The sequence below is a fragment of the Acuticoccus sediminis genome (assembly GCF_003258595.1).
GTDB classification, from domain to species: domain Bacteria; phylum Pseudomonadota; class Alphaproteobacteria; order Rhizobiales; family Amorphaceae; genus Acuticoccus; species Acuticoccus sediminis.
Genome location: NZ_QHHQ01000004.1, coordinates 455,407 through 473,248, shown reverse-complemented (window position 1 = coordinate 473,248; position 17,842 = coordinate 455,407). Strand labels below are relative to the sequence as shown.

The following is a 17,842-nucleotide window of genomic DNA, read 5'->3' as shown; positions in this document are numbered from 1 at the left end:
GCCGGACGCGGCCTCGGCCAACCCCCTGTGGTGAAACTTATTTCACGTGCGTGATGCGCAATGATGCCGCAGCGACGCTCGCGGCCGGCGGCCCCCCGGGCCCTGAACGGCGTGTCCCATCTCACGCGCTTGGCACAGTCGTTGCAAAACCCGCTTCCGTAACAAGGGGGTGCCTGTGGGCTGGATCATCCTTCTCTTGATCCTCGTGATCGTCGTCGTGGCGATCCTCTTCCTCAACCGCTTCTACGTGAAGGCGACACGCGAGACGGCGCTGGTGCGCACCGGTCTCGGCGGTCAGCGGGTGGTCCTCGACGGCGGTGCGCTCAGCCTGCCGATCGTCCACCGCGTCGCCGAAGTGAACATGAAGACGATGCGCCTCGAGGTGGAGCGCACGGGTGAGAAGTCGATCATCACCAAGGACCGCCTGCGCATCGACGCGACGGCCGAGTTCTACGTGCGCGTCCAGCCGAGCGACGACGGCGTCGCCACCGCCGCGCAGGCGCTCGGCGGCAAGGTGCGCGCGTCGGACGTGGAGGACCTCCTCGAAGGCAAGCTCGTCGACGCGCTGCTCTCGGTGGCCGCCACGTACACGATGGACGAGCTGCAGGACAATCGTGGCCGCTACGTCGCCGAGGTCACCGGGGCGCTCGCCGACCGCGTCGCCGCCAACGGCCTCGTCCTCGAGGCGGTGTCGCTGACCCGGCTCGACCAGACGCCCTTCGCCTCGCTCGACCAGAACAACGCGTTCAACGCCGTCGGCATGCGCCGCCTCGCCGAGGTGATCGCCACCAACCGCCGCGAGCGGGCCGAGATCGAGGACGCCGCCGATGTCGCGGTGCGCCAGTCCCACCTCGACGCCACCAAGCGCAAGCTCGTCATCGAGCAGGAGGAGGAAGAGGCGCAGCTCGCCCAGAGCCTCTCCATCGAGAGCCAGCGTGCCCGGACCATGGCCGAGACCGCCGAGCGCCAGTCCGAGGCGGAGGAGCGGCGCGAGTACGCCCGCATCCGCCGCGACATGGAGGTCCGCGCCAAGCAGATCCAGTCCGACCGCGAGATCGACGAGCTTTCGCTCCAGTCCAGGCTCGCCGTGCAGACCGCACGCGCCGACACCGAGATCAAGCTCGCCGCGAAGACGTCGGAGGAGGCCGTCGCCGCTGCCGCCGCCCAGACGGCCATCGCCGACGAGGCCGCGGCGCGCGAGGGGGTCGAGACCGCGCGCGAGAAGGCAACCGCCGAGCGCGTCAAGGCGCTCGCCATCATCAAGGCCGAGGAGGAGGCCGCCGTGGACGACACGCGCGTCGCCTCCGAGGCGTCGACGGTGCGCGCGATGGCCGCCGCCGAAGCCGAGGCGACCCGCACCAAGGCCGACGCGATCAAGGCCGAGCTCCTCGCCAAGGCCGAGGGCGAGAGCGCGCTCTACGCCGCCGAGAACGCCCAGTCCGACGCGATCATCAAGATGAAGCTGGACCTCGCCAAGGTCGAGGCGCTGCCCGAGGTGGTGCGCGAGATGGTCCGCCCGGCCGAGAAGATCGACTCCATCCGCATCAACCACGTCTCCGGCTTCGGCCCCGTCGCGGGCGGTGGCGGCGGAGGGGGCGGCGGCGACGGGCCGATGGTCAACCAGGTCGTCGACGGGATCCTGTCGATGGCGCTGCAGCTCCCCGCCGTCCAGAAGCTCGGCGAGGACATCGGCATGAACATCTCCGGCAGCATGGACCGTGTCACCAGCGGTCTGACGGGCGGCAGGCCCGGCAAGGCTTCCGGCAAGGACGGAACGACCAGCGAGGCCGCCGAATGAGCGGCGCCGCGCCCAGAGGGGGACAGATGATGAGCTTGAACCGCCGCACGCTACTGAAGGGCGCCTCCGCCGCCTCCATGGCGCTGGCCGCACCCGCCCTGATCGGCCGCGCGGCAGCCGCCGACCCGATCAAGCTCGTGGCGATCCTCGACCAGTCCGGCGGCCTCGACCTCCTCGGCCGGCCGATGCTGGCGGCGACCAAGTTGGCCGTCGACGAGATCAACGCGGCGGGCGGCCTCGTCGACCGGCAGATCGAGATGATCTCCTACGACCCGCAGACGACGATCCAGTTCTACACCCAGTTCGCCACCCAGGCCGCGGCCGGCGACCGGGCCGACGTCGTCCACGCCGGCATCACCTCCGCCTCGCGCGAGGCGATCCGTCCGCTCCTCAACCGCTACCAGTCGCTCTACTTCTACAACACGCTCTACGAGGGCGGGGTGTGCGACATGAACAACTTCTGCACCGGCTCCACCCCGGCGCAGACGGTCGAGAAGCTCGTCCCCTACGCGATGAAGAAGTGGGGCCCGAAGGTCTACGTCGTCGCCGCGGACTACAACTACGGCCAGATCACCGCGCAGTGGGTGAAGAAGTACGTCGCCGACAACGGCGGCGAGACGGTGGACATCGAGTTCTTCCCGCTCGACGTCTCCAACTTCGGCCCCTCGATCCAGAAGATCCAGGCCGCCAAGCCGGACTTCGTGATGTCGGCGCTGGTCGGCGCGGCGCACATTTCCTTCTACCGCCAGTACGCCGGCGCCGGGCTCACCACGCAGATCCCGCTCGCCTCGACCACCTTCGGCCTCGGCGGCGAGCACCTCCTCGTCTCGCCCGAGGCGGCGGAGGGCATGCTCCTCTGCTACGCCTACTTCGAGGAGATCGACACGCCCGCCAACAAGGACTTCATCGAGAAGCTGCGCGCCTCGAGTTCCGACGAGATCCCCTATGTCGGCGAGACCACGGCCCGCTCCTACGAGGGCGTCTACCTGTGGGCCGAGGGCGTGAAGAAGGCCGGCACCGCGGACCGCGCTGCGGTCATCGAGGCGCTCAGGAGCCCCGTCAGCTTCGACGGGCCGAGCGGCCACCTCACCATCGAGCCGAAGACGAACCACCTCGTCCAGAACGTCTACATCGGCGAGATCAAGAACCAGAAGATCGAGATCATCGAGGAGTTCGACGCGCAGCCGCCGTCCGACACGCTGCTCGTGTGCGACCTCGACGCGAATCCCAACCAGTCGACCTTCTACTTCGAGAACGGTCTCGCTGCGGCCGGCATCGAGTAACCACGCAACCGAGCGCGGCGGCGCCGTCCGCCGCGCACCTGGGCGGCCCCAGCCGCCGTCCCGTGTCACGGAGCTTCGGGTGGACTACGCCGCCGTCATCGTCCTGCAGGTCGCCTATGGTGTGGCGAACCTCGCGCTCATCGGCCTCGGCCTCGCGATCATCTTCGGGATGATGCGCGTCATCAACCTCGCGCACGGCGAGTTCCTGATGCTCGGCGGGTATACCGTCGTCGTCGCCACCAACAACGGCGTCAACCTGTGGCTCGCCATGCTGGTGCTGGCGCCGGTGGTGGTTGGGCTCATCGGCGTCATCGTCGAGCGCGTCCTCATCCGCTTCCTCTACGGGCGGATGATCGACACGCTGCTCGCCACCTGGGGCCTCTCGCTCTTCCTCATCGGCCTCGTCACGACGATCTTCGGTCCGACCACGACGACGACCGTCTCGCCCCCGGTGGGCGCGCTCCACATCGGCGCGTTCTTCTCCTCGGGCTACGAGCTCTTCCTGATCGTCATCACGCTGGTTCTCTTCGCCCTCGTCTACGCCGTCATGAAGTTCACCAAGCTCGGCCTCCTAGCGCGCGGCACGATGCAGCGGGCCGACATGGCGGCGGCACTCGGCGTCTCCACCAGCACGATCTACATGATCACGTTCGGCCTCGGCTCCGCCGTGGCGGGCCTCGCGGGCGCGCTACTGGCCCCCATCACCGGCGTCGTGCCGACCATCGGGGCGGCCTACATCGCCAAGGCGTTCATCACCGTCATCTCCGGGGGCGCGGCGATCCTCGCCGGCACCGCGTCGGCGGCGGCGCTCCTCGGCTTCATCAACCAGGTCGTCACCTTCATCACCGGTCCGACGGTGGGCGAGGTGGCGCTGCTGGTGGCCGCCATCATTCTCCTGCGCCTGCTGCCCACGGGCATCACCGGCCGCTTCTTCAGGCGCAGCCTGTGAGCCGCTGGCGGGACCGCAACCAGCTCATCGCCGTGGCGGTGATCGGGCTGGTGGTGATGTTCGGGGCGCCGCAGGTGCTCCAGCTCTTCACCATCATCAACCTGACCACCGCCATCGCGCTGGCGGTGCTCGCCCTCTCGCTGGGGCTGATCTGGGGCTTCGGCGGCATCCTGTGCTTCGGCCAGACGACGTTCTTCGGCCTGGGCGCGTACGCGTACGCCGTCGCGGCGCAGAACTGGGGCGACACCACGTCGGCGGTCATCGTCGCGGTGCTGGTGGCGGCGGCCGTCGCGGCGATCCTCGGCTACTTCATGTTCTGGGGACGCATCAGCGACGTCTACCTCGGCGTCATCACGCTGACGGTGACGCTCATCCTCTTCAACCTGATGCGCCGCACCTCCGGTCCCGAGTACAAGATCGGCACGGCGCTCCTCGGCGGGTTCAACGGCACCTCCGCCCCGCCGCTCACCGTGCCGTGGAGCGGGGCGATGCTGTTCCCGACGCAGCTCTTCTACGTCGCAATGGGCGCGCTCATCCTCGCCTATTTCGGCTGCATCTGGCTGACGCGCACCCATTTCGGCCGCGTCTGCGTCTCGATCCGCGAGAACGAGACGAGGGCGGAGCTGCTCGGCTACGACACGCGCGTCTACAAGCTGGGCCTCTTCGCCATCGGTGGCGGCATCGCCGGGCTCGCCGGCGTGCTGATCGCGAACGGCATCGGCCGCGTGACGCCCGACCTCTTCAACCTCTCCTATGCGGCGCAGGTGATCATCTGGGTGATCGTCGGCGGGCGCGGCACGCTCATTGGCCCGATTCTCGGTGCCTTCGGGATCTTCTGGCTGACGTCGTACCTCGGCACGCAGCAGGTGGTGAACGCCAACATGATCCTCGGCCTCGTCCTCATCGGCTTCGTGCTCCTCCTCCCGAAGGGGGTGGTGCCGACGGTGGTGGACCTCGTCGGCCGGCGCCGCACCCGAAGGGCCGGGCGCTCGGCGCGGCGCCGCGCGCGCTCCGGCTCGCGCCGCAGCGTGCAGCCGGCGGAGTAGGGCGATGGCCAGGACCCGCCGCGAAACCGTCCTCGAGACCCGCGACCTCACCATGCGCTTCGGCGGCGTGGTGGCGAACGAGAGGGTCGACTTCCGCCTCTACGCCGGCGAGCTGCGCTGCCTGATCGGCCCGAACGGCGCGGGCAAGTCCACCTTCTTCAAGTGCCTCACCGGGCAGCTCAAGCCTACCGAGGGCACCGTCACCATCCGCGACGTCGACACCACCGGCGCCGACCCGCACGAGGTCGCCGAGCTCGGCGTCGGCATCAAGACGCAGGTGCCGAACGTCTTCGACGCCCTGTCGGTTGAGGAGAACATCTGGCTCGCGAGCCGGCGCTTCCACCCCGACAAGCGCGCCCAGGCACTGACCGCCGACACCATCGAGCGCGTCCGCCTCGGCGACATCCGCCGCCGCCAGGTGGGGGCGCTCGCCCACGGCCAGCGCCAGTGGGTGGAGCTGGCGATGGTGATCGCCGCCGAACCCTGGCTCGTGCTGCTGGACGAGCCCGCCGCCGGCATGACGGACGAGGAGACCGAGTTCACCGCCGGCCTCATCCGCGAGATCAACAAGACGGCGACCCTCATCGTCGTGGAGCACGACATGAACTTCATCCGCGCCATCGCCCAGAAGGTGACGGTGTTCCACCGCGGCGCCATCCTCATGGAGGGCACCATGGACGAGGTCTCCGCCGACCCGACCGTCCGCGATGTCTACCTGGGGCACAAGCATTGACCGCGGTGGACACATCCGGGCGCGCGCGCGCCGGGGCCTCGTCGCTGCTCCACGTGAAGGGGCTCCGCGCCGGCTACGGCCGCGTGCCGGTCCTGCACGGCGTCGACGTCTGGGTCGGGGAGGGGGAGATCGTCGGCGTGCTCGGCCACAACGGGATGGGCAAGACGACCCTTCTCAAGACCCTCATGGGCCTCGTCCCGGCGACCGGCGGCTCCATCCACTTCGACGGGATGGACATCACGCGCGACAGGAGCCACCAGCGGGCCCGCCTCGGCATCGGCTACGTGCCGCAGGGCCGCGGCATCTTCCCGATGCTGTCGGTGCGCGACAACCTGCGCATGGGCATCGCCGCCCACGGCGCGGACGACGAAGTGGCGGCGATCGACCGGATGCTCGCCGAGTTCCCGCAGCTCGAGCGCCTGCTCGACCGGCCGGGCGGCGCGCTTTCGGGCGGGGAGCAGCAGCTCCTGGCGCTCGCCCGCTGCCTCGTCTCCGACCCGCAGCTCCTGCTCCTCGACGAGCCCACCGAGGGCATCCAGCCGTCGATCGTGGACATGATCGAGGACAAGCTGCGCGAGCTCGCCACCGAGCGCGGCCTCTCGATCCTGCTGGTGGAGCAGAACCTCGAGTTCATCACCGACCTGTCCGACAAGCTGGTCCTCCTCAACAAGGGCCAGGTCGCCGGCGTGATCGACCGCGCCGACTACGCCGACGCGCCCCTCATCGCCGAGTTCACCGGCCTCAACAGCCGCGGCGGCAGCGCCAAGGCCGCGCCTGTGGCGACCAACGGCGCGACACCGGCCACGAACGGCGCCGCCGCCCCGACCAGGGGGGCGGATCCGTTCGCGCTGCACGACCCCATCCAGAGGCTCGCCCGCATGACCGTCCAACGCCCCACGTTCGCGCAGATGAAGTCCATCACCGAGGACTTCGGCATGCACCTTTCCGACGAGAGGATCCGCGAGTTCATGGGCCTGATGGAAGCTTCCATCAAGCACTACGACACCCTCGACCAGATGCCGGACAACCTGCCGCCGGTGGTCTACCCCCGCACCTCGGGCTACCGCCCGACCGCCGACGAGAACCCGTACAACGCCTGGTACGTGAAGACCGACATCAAGGGCGCCCCGCGCGGTGCCCTGGCGGGCAAGACCGTGGCGCTCAAGGACAACGTCTGCCTCGCGGGCGTGCCGATGATGAACGGTGCCTCGACCCTGAAGGGCTACGTGCCGGACGTCGACGCGACCGTCGTCACGCGGATGCTGGACGCGGGCGCCACCATCAAGGGCAAGGCGCACTGCGAGTACTTCTGCTTCTCCGGCGGCTCGCACACCAACGCGACCGGCCCGGTCCAGAACCCCCGCAAGCTCGGCCACACCACGGGTGGGTCCTCGTCCGGGTCGGGCGCGCTGGTGGCGGCGGGCGAGGTGGACATCGCCATCGGCGGCGATCAGGGCGGCTCGATCCGCATGCCCGCCTCGTTCTGCGGCATCTACGGCATGAAGCCGACGCACGGCCTGGTCCCGTACTCGGGCGTGATGCCGATCGAGACGACGATCGACCATACCGGCCCGATGACCGGCAATGTCTACGACAACGCCCTCTGCCTCGAAGTCATCGCCGGGAAGGACGGCCTCGACCCGCGCCAGTACGCGCCCCGGACCGACGCCTACACCGCCGCCCTCGGCAAGGGCGTCCGCGGCATGCGCATCGCGCTGGTGCGCGAGGGGTTCGGCCGGCCCGAGTCCGAGGTGGTGGTCGACGAGACGGTGCGCAGGGCGGGCGACCTCTACCGCAAGCTCGGCGCGACAGTGGACGAGGTGTCGATCCCGTTCCACGCCACCGCCATGGCCGTCTGGCTCCCCATCGCGGCGGAGGGCGGCACCAACCAGATGATGCGCGGCAACGGCATGGGGACCGGCTGGAAGGGCCTCCACACCACGAGCCTCCTCGACTACCACGCCAACTGGCGCTCCCGTGCCGACGAGCTCGCCGACCCGCTGAAGATCACCATGTTCCTCGGCGAGTACTTCCAGCGCTTCCACCGCGGCCACTACTACGCCAAGGCGCAGAACCAGGCGCGCAACCTGCGCAAGGCCTACGACGACATGCTGGCGTCCTACGACATCCTCATGATGCCGACGACGGCGATGCGCGCCCCGCCGATCCCGCCGTCCGACGCCCCGCTCGGCCTCGTCGTGCAGCGCGCGTTCGAGATGATCGAGAACACCGCCCCCTTCGACGTCACCGGCCACCCGTCGATGTCCGTCCCGTGCGGCATGGTCGACGGGCTCCCCGTCGGGATGATGCTGACGGCGAAGCACTGGGCGGAATCGACCATCTACCAGGCCGCGTCCGCCTTCGAGGCGGCCGGCGACTGGACGCGGATGTAAGTGGCGATCCAGCGCCCCGACGCCGGCGCGATCGCAGCGGTCGGCGCCGAACTCGGCCTCAGCCTGTCGCCGGCCGACGCCGCGTCCTTCCTCGGCCTGATGCAGGGCCTCTTCGACGCCTACGACGTCGTCGACCACATGGCCGAGCCGCTGCCGCCGGTGCGCTACCCGAGGACGCCGGGGCGCCGCCCCGCGCCGGAGGAGAACCCCTACGGCGCCTGGGCGGTCCTCAGCGAGATCAGGGGCGCCAGGCGCGGCAAGCTCGCCGGCAAGACGGTCGCCATCAAGGACAACACCTGCGTCGCCGGCATGGCGATGCAGAACGGCGCCTCGATCCTTTCCGGCTATGTGCCGGAGATCGACGCCACCATCGTGACGCGTCTCCTGGACGAGGGGGCGACGATCCTCGGCAAGGCGCAGTGCGAGTACTACTGCGCGTCGGGCGGCAGTCACACCTCCTGGCCGAATTGGGTGGAGAACCCCGTTGTGCCGGGCCACAACGCCGGTGGCTCCTCCTCGGGATCGGCGGCGCTCGTCGCGGCGGGCATCGTCGACCTCGCGACGGGCGGCGACCAGGGCGGCTCGATCCGCATCCCGGCCTCCTTCTGCGGCATCGTCGGCATGAAGCCGACGCACGGGCTCGTCCCGTACACCGGCATCTTCCCCGTCGAGCTGACCGTCGACCACACCGGCCCGATGACCCGCACCGTCGCCGACAATGCCCTGATGCTGGAGGTGTTGGCCGGCCCCGACGGCCTCGATCCCCGTCAATCCGGCGCCCCGTCACAGCCCTATTCCCAGGCGCTGTCACGGGGCGTCGCCGGCCTCACCATCGGCGTCGTGCCGGAGGGGTTCGACCGTCCCGGCCACGACCCCGCCGTCAGCGAGGCGGTGCGCGCCGCAGCCGACCGTCTCGCCCGGGCCGGCGCGCGCGTCGTCGAGATGCCGATCCCGCTCCACGCCAGGGGCGCGGCGATCTGGACGCCGATCTTCCTCGAAGGCGCCACGCGGCTGATGATGGAGGAGAACGCCTACGGCACCAACGCCAAGGGCGTGTACCTTGAAAGCCTCCTCGACGCGCACGCCCGCTGGCACGGCCGCGCGGACGAGCTCTCCGACACGCTGAAGCTCGGCATCCTGATGGGTCACTACATGGGGAGCCGGCACAGCGGACGCTTCTACGGCAAGGCGCAGAACCTCAACCGGGCGCTGACGGGGGCTTACAACGAGGCGCTCGCGCGCTGCGATGCGCTCCTCATGCCAGCGACACCCATCGCCGCCATGCCGCTGCCGGCGGCGGACGCGAGCCGCGAGGAGATCGTCACCTCGGCGTTCGCGATGACGGCCAACACCGCGCCGTTCTGCGCGACGGGCCATCCGTCGATCTCGGTGCCGGTGGGGCCGCTCCCGGACGGGCGCCCCGTCGGCGCGATGCTGACCGGGGCGCACCTCGGCGAGATGACGCTCTACCGGATCGCCGCCGCTCTGGAGGCAGCCTACCGGTAGAGCGGGGTCCGGGTCAGGCGACCAGCATGACGAGCAGGCCGGCGACGGCGGCGATGAAGATCCACGCGGCCGCGCCGAGGATCAGCGGCCGGACCCCCTTCAGGCGGAGCTTCGCGATATCCGTCTCCAGCCCCATCGCGCCGAGCGCCATCGTGAGGCAGACCGTCGACGCGAGCTGCGCGCCCTCCACGCCCACCGGCGGCAGCGCCACCAGCGAGTTGAGCGCCACCACGGCGACGAAGCCGAACACGAACCAGGGGATCGGCGCGCGCCCCGCCATCGCGCCCCCGCGCCGCGCGGCGAGCGCGCCGAGCGTGAGGATCAAGGGCGCCAGCAGGATGACACGGCCCAGCTTGGCGACGGTACCGAACTCACCCGCGACGGTGCCGTGCGCGAACCCGGCGCCGACCGCCTGCGCCACCTCGTGGACGCTCGCGCCGACCCAGAGACCGTACGTCTCCGGCGTGAAGCCGAGCGGGACCATCAAAAGCGGGAACAGGACCATCGACAGCGAGCCGAACACGGTCACGCAGGCGATGGCGTAGGCGACGTCCTCGTCGTGCGCCCGCGTAACCGTGTTGACCGCCAGCACCGCGGACGCGCCGCAGATGGACGTGCCGGCGGCGATCAGCTCGCCCAGTTTCGCGTCGACACCCAGCGCCCGCGCCGCCAGCTTGGTGAAGACGAAGGTCGACACCAGCGCCACCGAGACGACGACGATGCCGGGAAGGCCGATGGCGCCGAGTTCGCCGAAGGTCAGCCGCGCGCCGAGGAGCACGATGCCGAACCGCAGGACCGGGCGCAGCGCGGTCCGGATACCCGGCCCCAGCGCGTCACCGATACCGACGGTGTTGCGGATGACTATGCCGGCGAGCATCGCCAGCACCATCGGGCTGACGAGCGGGGATCCGGACCATCGTGCCACGGGCAGCGCCACGGCGGCGAGCGCCGCGGCCAGTCCGAGGCCAGGGGCGACGTCCCGAATTCGATCGCGCCAGCCTGCGGGTTCGGCGTCGACTGTTTCCACGGCAAGGCTGGTCATCGCGGGCTCCAGATTGATTGAATGCCAACAATCTGGCGCCGGCATACCGTTCGATCCAATTGAATATTCTTGGCAATCCGTTCGATTTCGTCGATGATTCGTGCATGACCCTCGATCAGGTACGCATCTTCCTCGCCGTTGCCGAGCGGCGGCACGTCACGCGCGCCGCGGAGGCGCTGAACCTCACGCAATCGGCGGTCTCGTCGGCGATCTCGGCGCTGGAGGCGCAGCACGGCGTCAGACTGTTCGACCGGGTGGGGCGGGGGATCGAGCCGACGGAGGCCGGCCTCACCTTCATGGAGGCGGCCCGCAGCCTCCTCGCCCAGGCGGAGACGACGAAGCTGGTACTCGACGACCTCGCCAGCGAAATGCGCGGGCGCCTGCGCATCACCGCGAGCCAGACCGTGGCGAGCTACTGGCTGCCGCGCCATCTGATGGCGCTCCACGACCGCCACCCGGGCGTCGAGATCGACCTGACGGTGGGCAACACCGCGACGGCGGCGGCCGCGGTGATGGACGGGACGGCCGATCTCGGCTTCGTCGAGGGCGAGCTTCCGTCGAGCGACCTGCACATCCAGGTCGTGGCGCGGGACGAACTGGTCCTGGTGCTCGCGCGCGACCATGCCGAACGGCGCCGCCCGTCGTTCTCGGCGGGCGACTACAGGGCGCTGCGGTGGGTCCTGCGCGAACCGGGATCGGGCACGCGCTCCGCGTTCGAGACGCACCTCAGGGCGCTCAACCTCGCGACCGGCGACCTCGAGGTGACGCTCGAGCTTCCCTCCAACGAGGCGGTCCTGGCCGCCGTCGCGGCCGGAGGATGCGTCACGATGCTGTCGCGGCGGGCGGTCGGCTCGTTCCGCACGCGCCACATCGCGCTGCGCCGCGTGACGTGGACGCCACGGCCGCTGCGGACCTTCTCGGTCCTGACCCATCCGCAGCGCCACAAGACCCGCGCCGCCCGGGCGCTCGTCGGCCTCGTGACCGCCGGCTGAGGCCTCAGGCGGTGGCGATCCGGCGGAGGCGGAGGCCGGTGATCGTCGCGGTGCCGCGCGAATCCTCGGCGGGGTCGAGCGCGATCGTCAGCGTCTCGCGCGGCGCGAACACGGACTTGCGGAAGACCTGCGGCCGGTCGAGCGTGGTGCGGACGCCGAAGATCGTGACGTTGAGCTTCTTGCCGACGGCGCTCACCGTCAGCTCCACCTCGTAGCGCCCGCCGCGCTTCACGTCGGCCATGATGCGCCCGACCCCGCCGTAGGGCGCGCCGTTGCGGCTGAGCTGCCAGGCGGTGCCGACAGGTTCCAGCGTCGCGGGTGCCTTGGCGGCGAACTCCACGCCCGTTCCATCCGCATTGGGGCCGATCAGCTCGCGCGAGGGGCGGTATTCGGCACGCTCGCCGTCGTCCTCCGGGTCGCGGAAGATGTTGCGGATGCCTCGGCGGATGTCGGCCCGCAGGTCTCCCGTCAGCGATCCGCCCGGCTCGCCCAGCGCCTCGCTGTTCAGGATGTCGTTGGTGAAGCGGGCGAAGGTGGTGATCCTGGCGCCGGTGATGTCCGTCTCGTCGATCAGGTCCGGCGCCATGTCGAGGAGGCAGCGCGTGCCGATGTCCTGGTAGGCGACCTCCGACCAGCGCTGCGTGTGGGTGACGTGCGGGAAGACACCGTCGTCGAGCCGCCGCACGGCGTGCCCGGCGAGGATCGCGAACAGCGGAACCATGTAGTCCCACCAGGGCATGCCGAGCCGCAGATCGTCCCGGTCGAGAACGCCGAGCGCGCTTCGCCTGAAGGCGAAGACGTCGAAGCCGTCGGTGTAGACGCCGCGTTCGGTACCGTCGGGCGCGACGTCGTTGCGGGAGGCGAAGGTGAGGTCGGCCCCGGACGCGAGGAGGGCTGCGACGTCGTCCCGGCCCCGCACCTTGATGTCGGAGTTGGTGAAGACAATGTGCTCATGCCGCGGGTGGGCGGCGCGGCTGATCCCGCAGTGCAGCGCGCGGAGGGGGAGGTAGTCCCGCCCGTAGGCCCGCTCGAAATCCACCTCGACCGGCACGATCCATGGCGGGAGGACGCCGGCGAAGCTGTCGAACTCGCGCGCGTGGTTGACGGTGAAGACCGGCCTGCCGTGCGCGTGGTGCCAGGTGGCAAGCTTGTCCACCTGCGCCTCGATGCCGACCGGGGCGATGCTGGTGAAGTGGTCGAACGAGAGGGCGTCGGCTGCGCTCATGCCGGCACCGTCAGCGCCGCGTAGGCCGCCTCCAGCCGCGCGCGCGGCGTTCCCGGCGCGGCGGCGAGCGCGGCGCGAAGCGCCCTCAGGTCCGTCAGCACGTGGCCGGGGAAGGTGGCGCGATCATCCATATGCGCCCAGGCCATCCGCATTTGCGTGGAGACAACGAGCGTTTCCGCGGCGCACTTCAGGAAGGTGAGCGCGTCCGCTCCGAACCGGGTCGCCAGCATGTCCCCGTTGCGCAGGAAGGCGAGGTGGAGATCGAGAGACGCGTCCCAGAGCGCGGTCTCGACCGGCCGACGGTCTGGCCGTGGCGTCCAGGTGAGGCCGACGCGGGGCGTGCGCACCCAGCCCGAGGCGAGGCCGGTCAGCTCGATCGCGAGCGCCCAGTCGGCAAAGGCGCCGAGCGCGGTGTCGAACCCTGTGGTCCGGCCGTAGAGCGCGCGCGAGAGCGTCATGTGCCGGGGCAGGGACCGCGCGTGCGAGGCGACGTGGGCGGTGAGCGCGCCGCCGCGAACCGCGTCCAGCGCATCGAACGACCAGCGCACCGCGCCGCCATCGCCGCGTCCGGGGCAGGTCCGCTCGAGGTCGCACACGGCAACGGCGCGCGGGTCGGCGGCGACGATGCCCGCGTCCGCCGCCAGCTTGTGGGGGGTGAGGACGGTTTCGGAATCGAGTGTCGTCACGATCGCGGCGCCGGCGGTGGCGATCCCGCGCGCGAGCGCGGCGCCGCGCGCCGGTGCCGCCTGGTAGGCCATCCGGCACGGCCCCTTCGCGGCGAGCCGCTCGGCCCGCAGCGTGTCGCGGTCGGGCGCGCCGGCCGCGACGAGCACCACCTCAGCCGTCACGCCCCGCTGCGCCCAGACGGAGGCGACCGCCTCCTCCAGCCCGCCGTCGAAGCGGCGGAACGGGATCACGACGCTGACGCCGCGGGGGCCCGGGTGGACGGCCGGGCGGGCGGTGGTCGCGGGATAGCTGTGGTCCATGCGTGTGGTCTCGCGGGGGGCGCCTGTGCCCGCACCGAGGATCGGGCCGCGCGGCCGCCGGATCAACCCGCGACCGCCGGCCCGCCGGTCAGCTCGCCGGACGCCAGTCGGAGATGCGCTGGCCGGACGCCGCCAGTTCGCGCAGGAGCGGCGCCACCGTCCAGTAGCCGTGCTCGTTGCCCAGCGTCGCGGCGTAGTGGTCCATCCGCGCGACGATCTCGCCGACGCCGATCTCGTCCGCCATGAAGAGCGGACCGCCACGCCAGGTCGGCCAGCCGTAGCCCGACGTCCACACCACGTCGATGTCGCCCGGGCGATAGGCGATCCCCTCCATGAGGATCAGCGCGGCCTCGTTCACCATCGGGTAGATCAGGCGCTCGAAGATCTCCTGTTCGGAGTGCTCGCGCGGGGCGATGTTGTGCATCGCCGCGAGTTCCTTCGCCAGCGCCTCGGTCGCCGGGTTCGGGATCGGCTTGCGGCCTTCGTAGAGGTACAGGCCCTCGCCGGTCTTCTGGCCGAACTTGCCGAGGTGGAAGAGCGCGCGCACCAGCGCCCGGTAGGACGGTGCCTGCGGTCCTTCGCCCGACTCCACCCACTCGTTGACGATCCGCGCCATGACGTCGACGCCGGCCATGTCGCCCATGCGGTTGGGACCCATGGCGAGGCCCAGCCACCTGGGGCTCTCGACCACCTTGTCGATCTGCTGCGGCGTCGCGCCCTCGAGGATCATCGCCTCGGACTCGCGCAGGTACATCTCCGTCATGCGGTTGCCGATGAAGCCGTAGCACACGCCGGAGACGACGGCCGTCTTGCCGATGGTCTTGGAGAGCTTCATCACCGTGTAGAGGACGTCCGGCGCCGTCTGCGCGCCGCGCACCACCTCGAGCAGCTTCATGATGTGAGCCGGCGAGAAGAAGTGCGTTCCGAGCGCGTCGGCCGGCCGGCCGGTCGCCTCGGCGATCTTGTCGACGTCGAGGGTGGACGTGTTGGTGGCGATGATCGCGCCGGGCTTGGCGACCTCGCCCAGCTTCCGCGCGACGTCGAGCTTCAGCGACATGTCCTCGAACACCGCCTCGATGATGAGGTCGGCCTCGGCGAGGGCCTCCATGCCGGTTGCGCCGGTCATCAGCGCCCGGCGCTCCTTGGCGGCCTCCTCGGTGAGGCGGCCGCGGCTGACGGTGCCGGCGTAGTTCTTCTCGATGATGCCGATGCCGCGGTCGAGCGCCTCCTGCGAGGTCTCGACCAGCGTCACCGGGATGCCGGCGTTGGCGAAGGTCATCGCGATGCCGCCGCCCATGGTGCCGACGCCGACGATGCCGACGGACTTGATCGGCCGCGCCTGGATATCCTTCGGCAGGCCCGGGACGCGCTGCGCCTCGCGCTCGGCGAAGAAGATGTGCCGCAGCGCTCGGGAGGTGGTCGTGGCGCGCAGCTTCTCGAACTCCGCCGCCTCGACGCGCTCGCCCTCGGCGAAGCTCCTCGTGGCCGCCTCGAGCGCGGCGGCGATGGCGCCCAGCGTCGGCAGGAAGGGCTTCGCCTCGGCGGCGGCCTTCGCCTGGGCGATGATCTCCGGTGCCTGGTCGATGTCCGGGATCGTCAGCTCGCTCGCGCGGCGGGGCGGCTGGTGGGAATGGGCGTAGTCGGCGACGGCGTGGATCGCGGCGCCCTTCGGGTCGTCGGCGATGTGGTCGACGATGCCGGCGCCGACCGCATGCTCGGCCGAGATCGGCGTGCCGGTGGAGATCATCTCGAACGCCTTGGCGAGGCCCGCGAGGCGCGGCAGGCGCTGCGTGCCGAGCGAGCCGGGGATGAGGCCGAGATGGACCTCCGGCAGGCCCAGCCTGGTCGCGGGGTGGGCGACGCGGATGTGGCAGGCCATCGCCAGCTCCAGCCCGCCGCCGAGCACCGTCCCGAAGAGGGCGGCGGCCACCGGACGCGGGCTCGCCTCGATCCGGCCGATCAGCGCGTTGAAGGGGGCGGCGGAGAAGTCCGCGTCGTCGAAGGTGTTGATGTCGGCGCCCGCGACGAAGGTGCGACCGGCGCAGGCGATGACGAGCGCCTCGCACTCGCTGGCCTCGAACGTGTCGAATGCCGCCTTGATCCCGTCGATGACGGCGTACGACAGCGCGTTCACCGGCGGGTTGTCGATGGTCATGATGGCGATGGGGCCCTCGTAGCTGAGGGTCACGGGTCCGGTCATTGGGGGCTTCCTCCGTCGGGGCCGCTGGCTTCAGGCGCCGCGCGTCATTCCACCGGCGCGCACCGCCGGCAGGGGCTTCGTTGGGCCGTGAGGCCGTCGGTCGTTTCCGGGGCATCCTGCGCGCGGAAGGGGCGGGCAGGAGGCGCCGGCGTCATGGAAATGAGCGCGTGGTCCGCCCGGGCGACGTCGCCCGGGCGGACACGGCACTAGTTGACGATCGTCGCCCTGGTGGCGGCGCGCAGCTCGTCCTCGGTCACGCCTTCGGCGCATTCGACGATCTTGAGGCCGCCGTCGACGACGTCGAGGACGCCGAGGTTGGTGATGATGCGGTCGACCACGCCCTGACCGGTCAGCGGCAGGGTGCACTCCTTCAGCACCTTGGACTCACCGGCCTTGTTGGTGTGGTCCATGACCACGATCACCTTGCCGACGCCGGCGACGAGGTCCATCGCCCCGCCCATGCCCTTGACGAGCTTGCCGGGGATCATCCAGTTGGCGAGGTCGCCGTTCTCCGCCACTTCCATCGCGCCGAGGATCGCCGCGGCGATCTTGCCGCCGCGGATCATGCCGAACGACATGGCGCTGTCGAAGTAGGAGGTGCGGGCGAGCTCGGTGATCGTCTGCTTGCCGGCGTTGATGAGGTCCGGGTCCTCGTCGCCCTCGTAGGGGAACGGGCCCATGCCGAGCATGCCGTTCTCCGACTGGAGCGTGATGTCCTTGTCACCGACGTAGTTGGCGACGAGGGTCGGGATGCCGATCCCGAGGTTGACGTACATGCCGTCTTCGAGCTCTTGCGCAGCGCGGGCGGCCATCTGATTGCGATCCCAGGGCACAATCCATCTCCTGAAAAAGTCGGCGTTTCAGCCGTTGTTCCGACGCCCCTTGCGGGGCTCCACATCCAACCGGGCGCGGCCGGTGCCGCGCCCGCGGCCGCGCTTAGGCGGCCTCGCGCTTGCGGGTCGTGCGCTGCTCGATGCGCTTCTCGTGCTCACCCTGGATGATGCGGTGGACGTAGATGCCGGGCAGGTGGATCTGGTCGCCGTCGAGCGAGCCGCGCGGGACGATCTCCTCGACCTCCACGACGCAGACCTTGCCGGACATGGCCGCCGGCGGGTTGAAGTTGCGCGCGGTCTTGCGGAACACGAGGTTGCCCGTGTCGTCCGCCTTCCAGGCCTTCACGATGGAAAGGTCGGCGACGATGCCGCGCTCCAGGATGTAGGTCTCGCCGTCGAACTCCTTGTGCTCCTTGCCTTCGGCGACGAGCGTGCCGACGCCGGTCTTGGTGTAGAAGCCCGGGATGCCGGAGCCGCCGGCGCGCATGCGCTCGGCGAGGGTGCCCTGCGGGTTGAACTCGAGCTCCAGCTCGCCGGAGAGGTACTGGCGCATGAACTCGGCGTTCTCGCCCACGTAGGACGAGATCATCTTCTTGACCTGCTTGGTCTGCAGCAGGACGCCGAGGCCGAAGTCGTCGACGCCGGCGTTGTTGGAGGCGACGGTGAGGTCCTTCGTGCCGGCATCGCGGATCGCCGCGATCAGGAGCTCGGGAATGCCGCAGAGGCCGAAGCCACCCGCGGAAATCAACATGCCGTCGAACAAGAGGCCGTCGAGCGCCTCCGCTGCTGACCCGTAGACTTTCTTCATGCATGCCCTCCCGTCGTGGCAACCCGGTCAATCCGGCGCAACTAGCAC

At 70.3% G+C, this 17,842-nt stretch carries 14 protein-coding genes and 1 pseudogene; 9 read left to right on the top strand and 6 right to left on the bottom strand.

Annotated elements, in window-relative coordinates:
* Positions 1 to 175: 175 nt before the first annotated feature.
* The 8 genes and pseudogenes from DLJ53_RS20320 to DLJ53_RS20290 all read left to right on the top strand — a co-directional run bounded on the left by DLJ53_RS20320 (position 176) and on the right by DLJ53_RS20290 (position 9,708).
* Positions 176 to 1,798, top strand: a complete 1,623-nt coding sequence (locus tag DLJ53_RS20320; RefSeq protein ID WP_146620042.1) for a flotillin family protein — start codon at positions 176 to 178, stop codon at positions 1,796 to 1,798.
* Between the two features lie 26 nt (positions 1,799 to 1,824).
* On the top strand, positions 1,825 to 3,081 hold the full coding sequence (locus tag DLJ53_RS20315; RefSeq protein WP_342353604.1) for an urea ABC transporter substrate-binding protein: 1,257 nt from the start codon (positions 1,825 to 1,827) through the stop codon (positions 3,079 to 3,081).
* 79 nt (positions 3,082 to 3,160) lie between these two features.
* A complete protein-coding gene (locus DLJ53_RS20310) occupies positions 3,161 to 4,030 on the top strand; it encodes a branched-chain amino acid ABC transporter permease (protein WP_111348617.1) in 870 nt (289 codons plus the stop codon).
* Positions 4,027 to 5,076: a branched-chain amino acid ABC transporter permease gene (locus DLJ53_RS20305; protein WP_211100628.1), complete on the top strand. Its 1,050-nt coding sequence runs from the start codon at positions 4,027 to 4,029 to the stop codon at positions 5,074 to 5,076. Before DLJ53_RS20310 ends, DLJ53_RS20305 begins: the two co-directional genes overlap by 4 nt.
* A 4-nt stretch (positions 5,077 to 5,080) precedes the next feature.
* Positions 5,081 to 5,809 (top strand): ATP-binding cassette domain-containing protein, encoded by a 729-nt coding sequence (locus DLJ53_RS20300; protein ID WP_111348615.1) that lies wholly within the window; start codon positions 5,081 to 5,083, stop codon positions 5,807 to 5,809.
* A gap of 5 nt (positions 5,810 to 5,814) precedes the next feature.
* Positions 5,815 to 6,324 (top strand): annotated as a pseudogene (locus tag DLJ53_RS35780) (ABC transporter ATP-binding protein); the annotation flags it as partial.
* A gap of 363 nt (positions 6,325 to 6,687) precedes the next feature.
* Positions 6,688 to 8,202 carry an amidase gene (locus DLJ53_RS35775; RefSeq protein ID WP_211100647.1) on the top strand — a complete coding sequence of 505 codons (1,515 nt, stop codon included), beginning with the start codon at positions 6,688 to 6,690 and terminating at the stop codon, positions 8,200 to 8,202.
* On the top strand, positions 8,203 to 9,708 hold the full coding sequence (locus DLJ53_RS20290; RefSeq protein ID WP_111348613.1) for an amidase: 1,506 nt from the start codon (positions 8,203 to 8,205) through the stop codon (positions 9,706 to 9,708).
* A 13-nt stretch (positions 9,709 to 9,721) separates the two neighbouring features.
* Here DLJ53_RS20290 and DLJ53_RS20285 read toward each other — a convergent pair whose 3' ends face one another.
* Positions 9,722 to 10,750: a YeiH family protein gene (locus DLJ53_RS20285; RefSeq protein ID WP_111348611.1), complete on the bottom strand. Its 1,029-nt coding sequence runs from the start codon at positions 10,748 to 10,750 to the stop codon at positions 9,722 to 9,724.
* Positions 10,751 to 10,854: 104 nt separating this feature from the next.
* On the opposite strand from DLJ53_RS20285, the gene DLJ53_RS20280 reads away from it, so the two are divergent.
* Positions 10,855 to 11,742: a LysR substrate-binding domain-containing protein gene (locus DLJ53_RS20280; RefSeq protein WP_111348610.1), complete on the top strand. Its 888-nt coding sequence runs from the start codon at positions 10,855 to 10,857 to the stop codon at positions 11,740 to 11,742.
* A gap of 4 nt (positions 11,743 to 11,746) precedes the next feature.
* On the opposite strand, the gene DLJ53_RS20275 is transcribed toward DLJ53_RS20280, so the two are convergent.
* The 5 genes from DLJ53_RS20275 to DLJ53_RS20255 all read right to left on the bottom strand — a co-directional run bounded on the left by DLJ53_RS20275 (position 11,747) and on the right by DLJ53_RS20255 (position 17,794).
* Positions 11,747 to 12,967: a hypothetical protein gene (locus DLJ53_RS20275; RefSeq protein ID WP_111348608.1), complete on the bottom strand. Its 1,221-nt coding sequence runs from the start codon at positions 12,965 to 12,967 to the stop codon at positions 11,747 to 11,749.
* Positions 12,964 to 13,953 carry a glycosyltransferase family A protein gene (locus DLJ53_RS20270; protein ID WP_111348606.1) on the bottom strand — a complete coding sequence of 330 codons (990 nt, stop codon included), beginning with the start codon at positions 13,951 to 13,953 and terminating at the stop codon, positions 12,964 to 12,966. Before DLJ53_RS20270 ends, DLJ53_RS20275 begins: the two co-directional genes overlap by 4 nt.
* An 88-nt stretch (positions 13,954 to 14,041) precedes the next feature.
* Entirely contained in the window at positions 14,042 to 16,153 is a 2,112-nt protein-coding gene (locus DLJ53_RS20265; RefSeq protein ID WP_111348605.1) for a 3-hydroxyacyl-CoA dehydrogenase NAD-binding domain-containing protein, read from the bottom strand.
* A 206-nt stretch (positions 16,154 to 16,359) separates the two neighbouring features.
* Positions 16,360 to 16,986, bottom strand: coding sequence for a CoA transferase subunit B (locus DLJ53_RS20260; protein ID WP_111348603.1), 627 nt, complete (start codon positions 16,984 to 16,986; stop codon positions 16,360 to 16,362).
* A 103-nt stretch (positions 16,987 to 17,089) separates the two neighbouring features.
* On the bottom strand, positions 17,090 to 17,794 hold the full coding sequence (locus DLJ53_RS20255; protein WP_111348602.1) for a CoA transferase subunit A: 705 nt from the start codon (positions 17,792 to 17,794) through the stop codon (positions 17,090 to 17,092).
* Between the last annotated feature and the right edge of the window lie 48 nt (positions 17,795 to 17,842).

What these genes read in the sequence shown, in the direction of transcription:
- DLJ53_RS20315 (WP_342353604.1), top strand. Translation starts at nt 1,825, where the DNA reads ATGATGAGCTTGAACCGCCGCACGCTACTGAAGGGCGCCTCCGCCGCC.
- DLJ53_RS20300 (WP_111348615.1), top strand. Translation starts at nt 5,081, where the DNA reads ATGGCCAGGACCCGCCGCGAAACCGTCCTCGAGACCCGCGACCTCACC.
- DLJ53_RS35775 (WP_211100647.1), top strand. Translation starts at nt 6,688, where the DNA reads ATGACCGTCCAACGCCCCACGTTCGCGCAGATGAAGTCCATCACCGAG.
- DLJ53_RS20285 (WP_111348611.1), bottom strand. Translation starts at nt 10,750, where the DNA reads ATGACCAGCCTTGCCGTGGAAACAGTCGACGCCGAACCCGCAGGCTGG.
- DLJ53_RS20280 (WP_111348610.1), top strand. Translation starts at nt 10,855, where the DNA reads ATGACCCTCGATCAGGTACGCATCTTCCTCGCCGTTGCCGAGCGGCGG.
- DLJ53_RS20275 (WP_111348608.1), bottom strand. Translation starts at nt 12,967, where the DNA reads ATGAGCGCAGCCGACGCCCTCTCGTTCGACCACTTCACCAGCATCGCC.
- DLJ53_RS20270 (WP_111348606.1), bottom strand. Translation starts at nt 13,953, where the DNA reads ATGGACCACAGCTATCCCGCGACCACCGCCCGCCCGGCCGTCCACCCG.
- DLJ53_RS20265 (WP_111348605.1), bottom strand. Translation starts at nt 16,153, where the DNA reads ATGACCGGACCCGTGACCCTCAGCTACGAGGGCCCCATCGCCATCATG.
- DLJ53_RS20255 (WP_111348602.1), bottom strand. Translation starts at nt 17,794, where the DNA reads ATGAAGAAAGTCTACGGGTCAGCAGCGGAGGCGCTCGACGGCCTCTTG.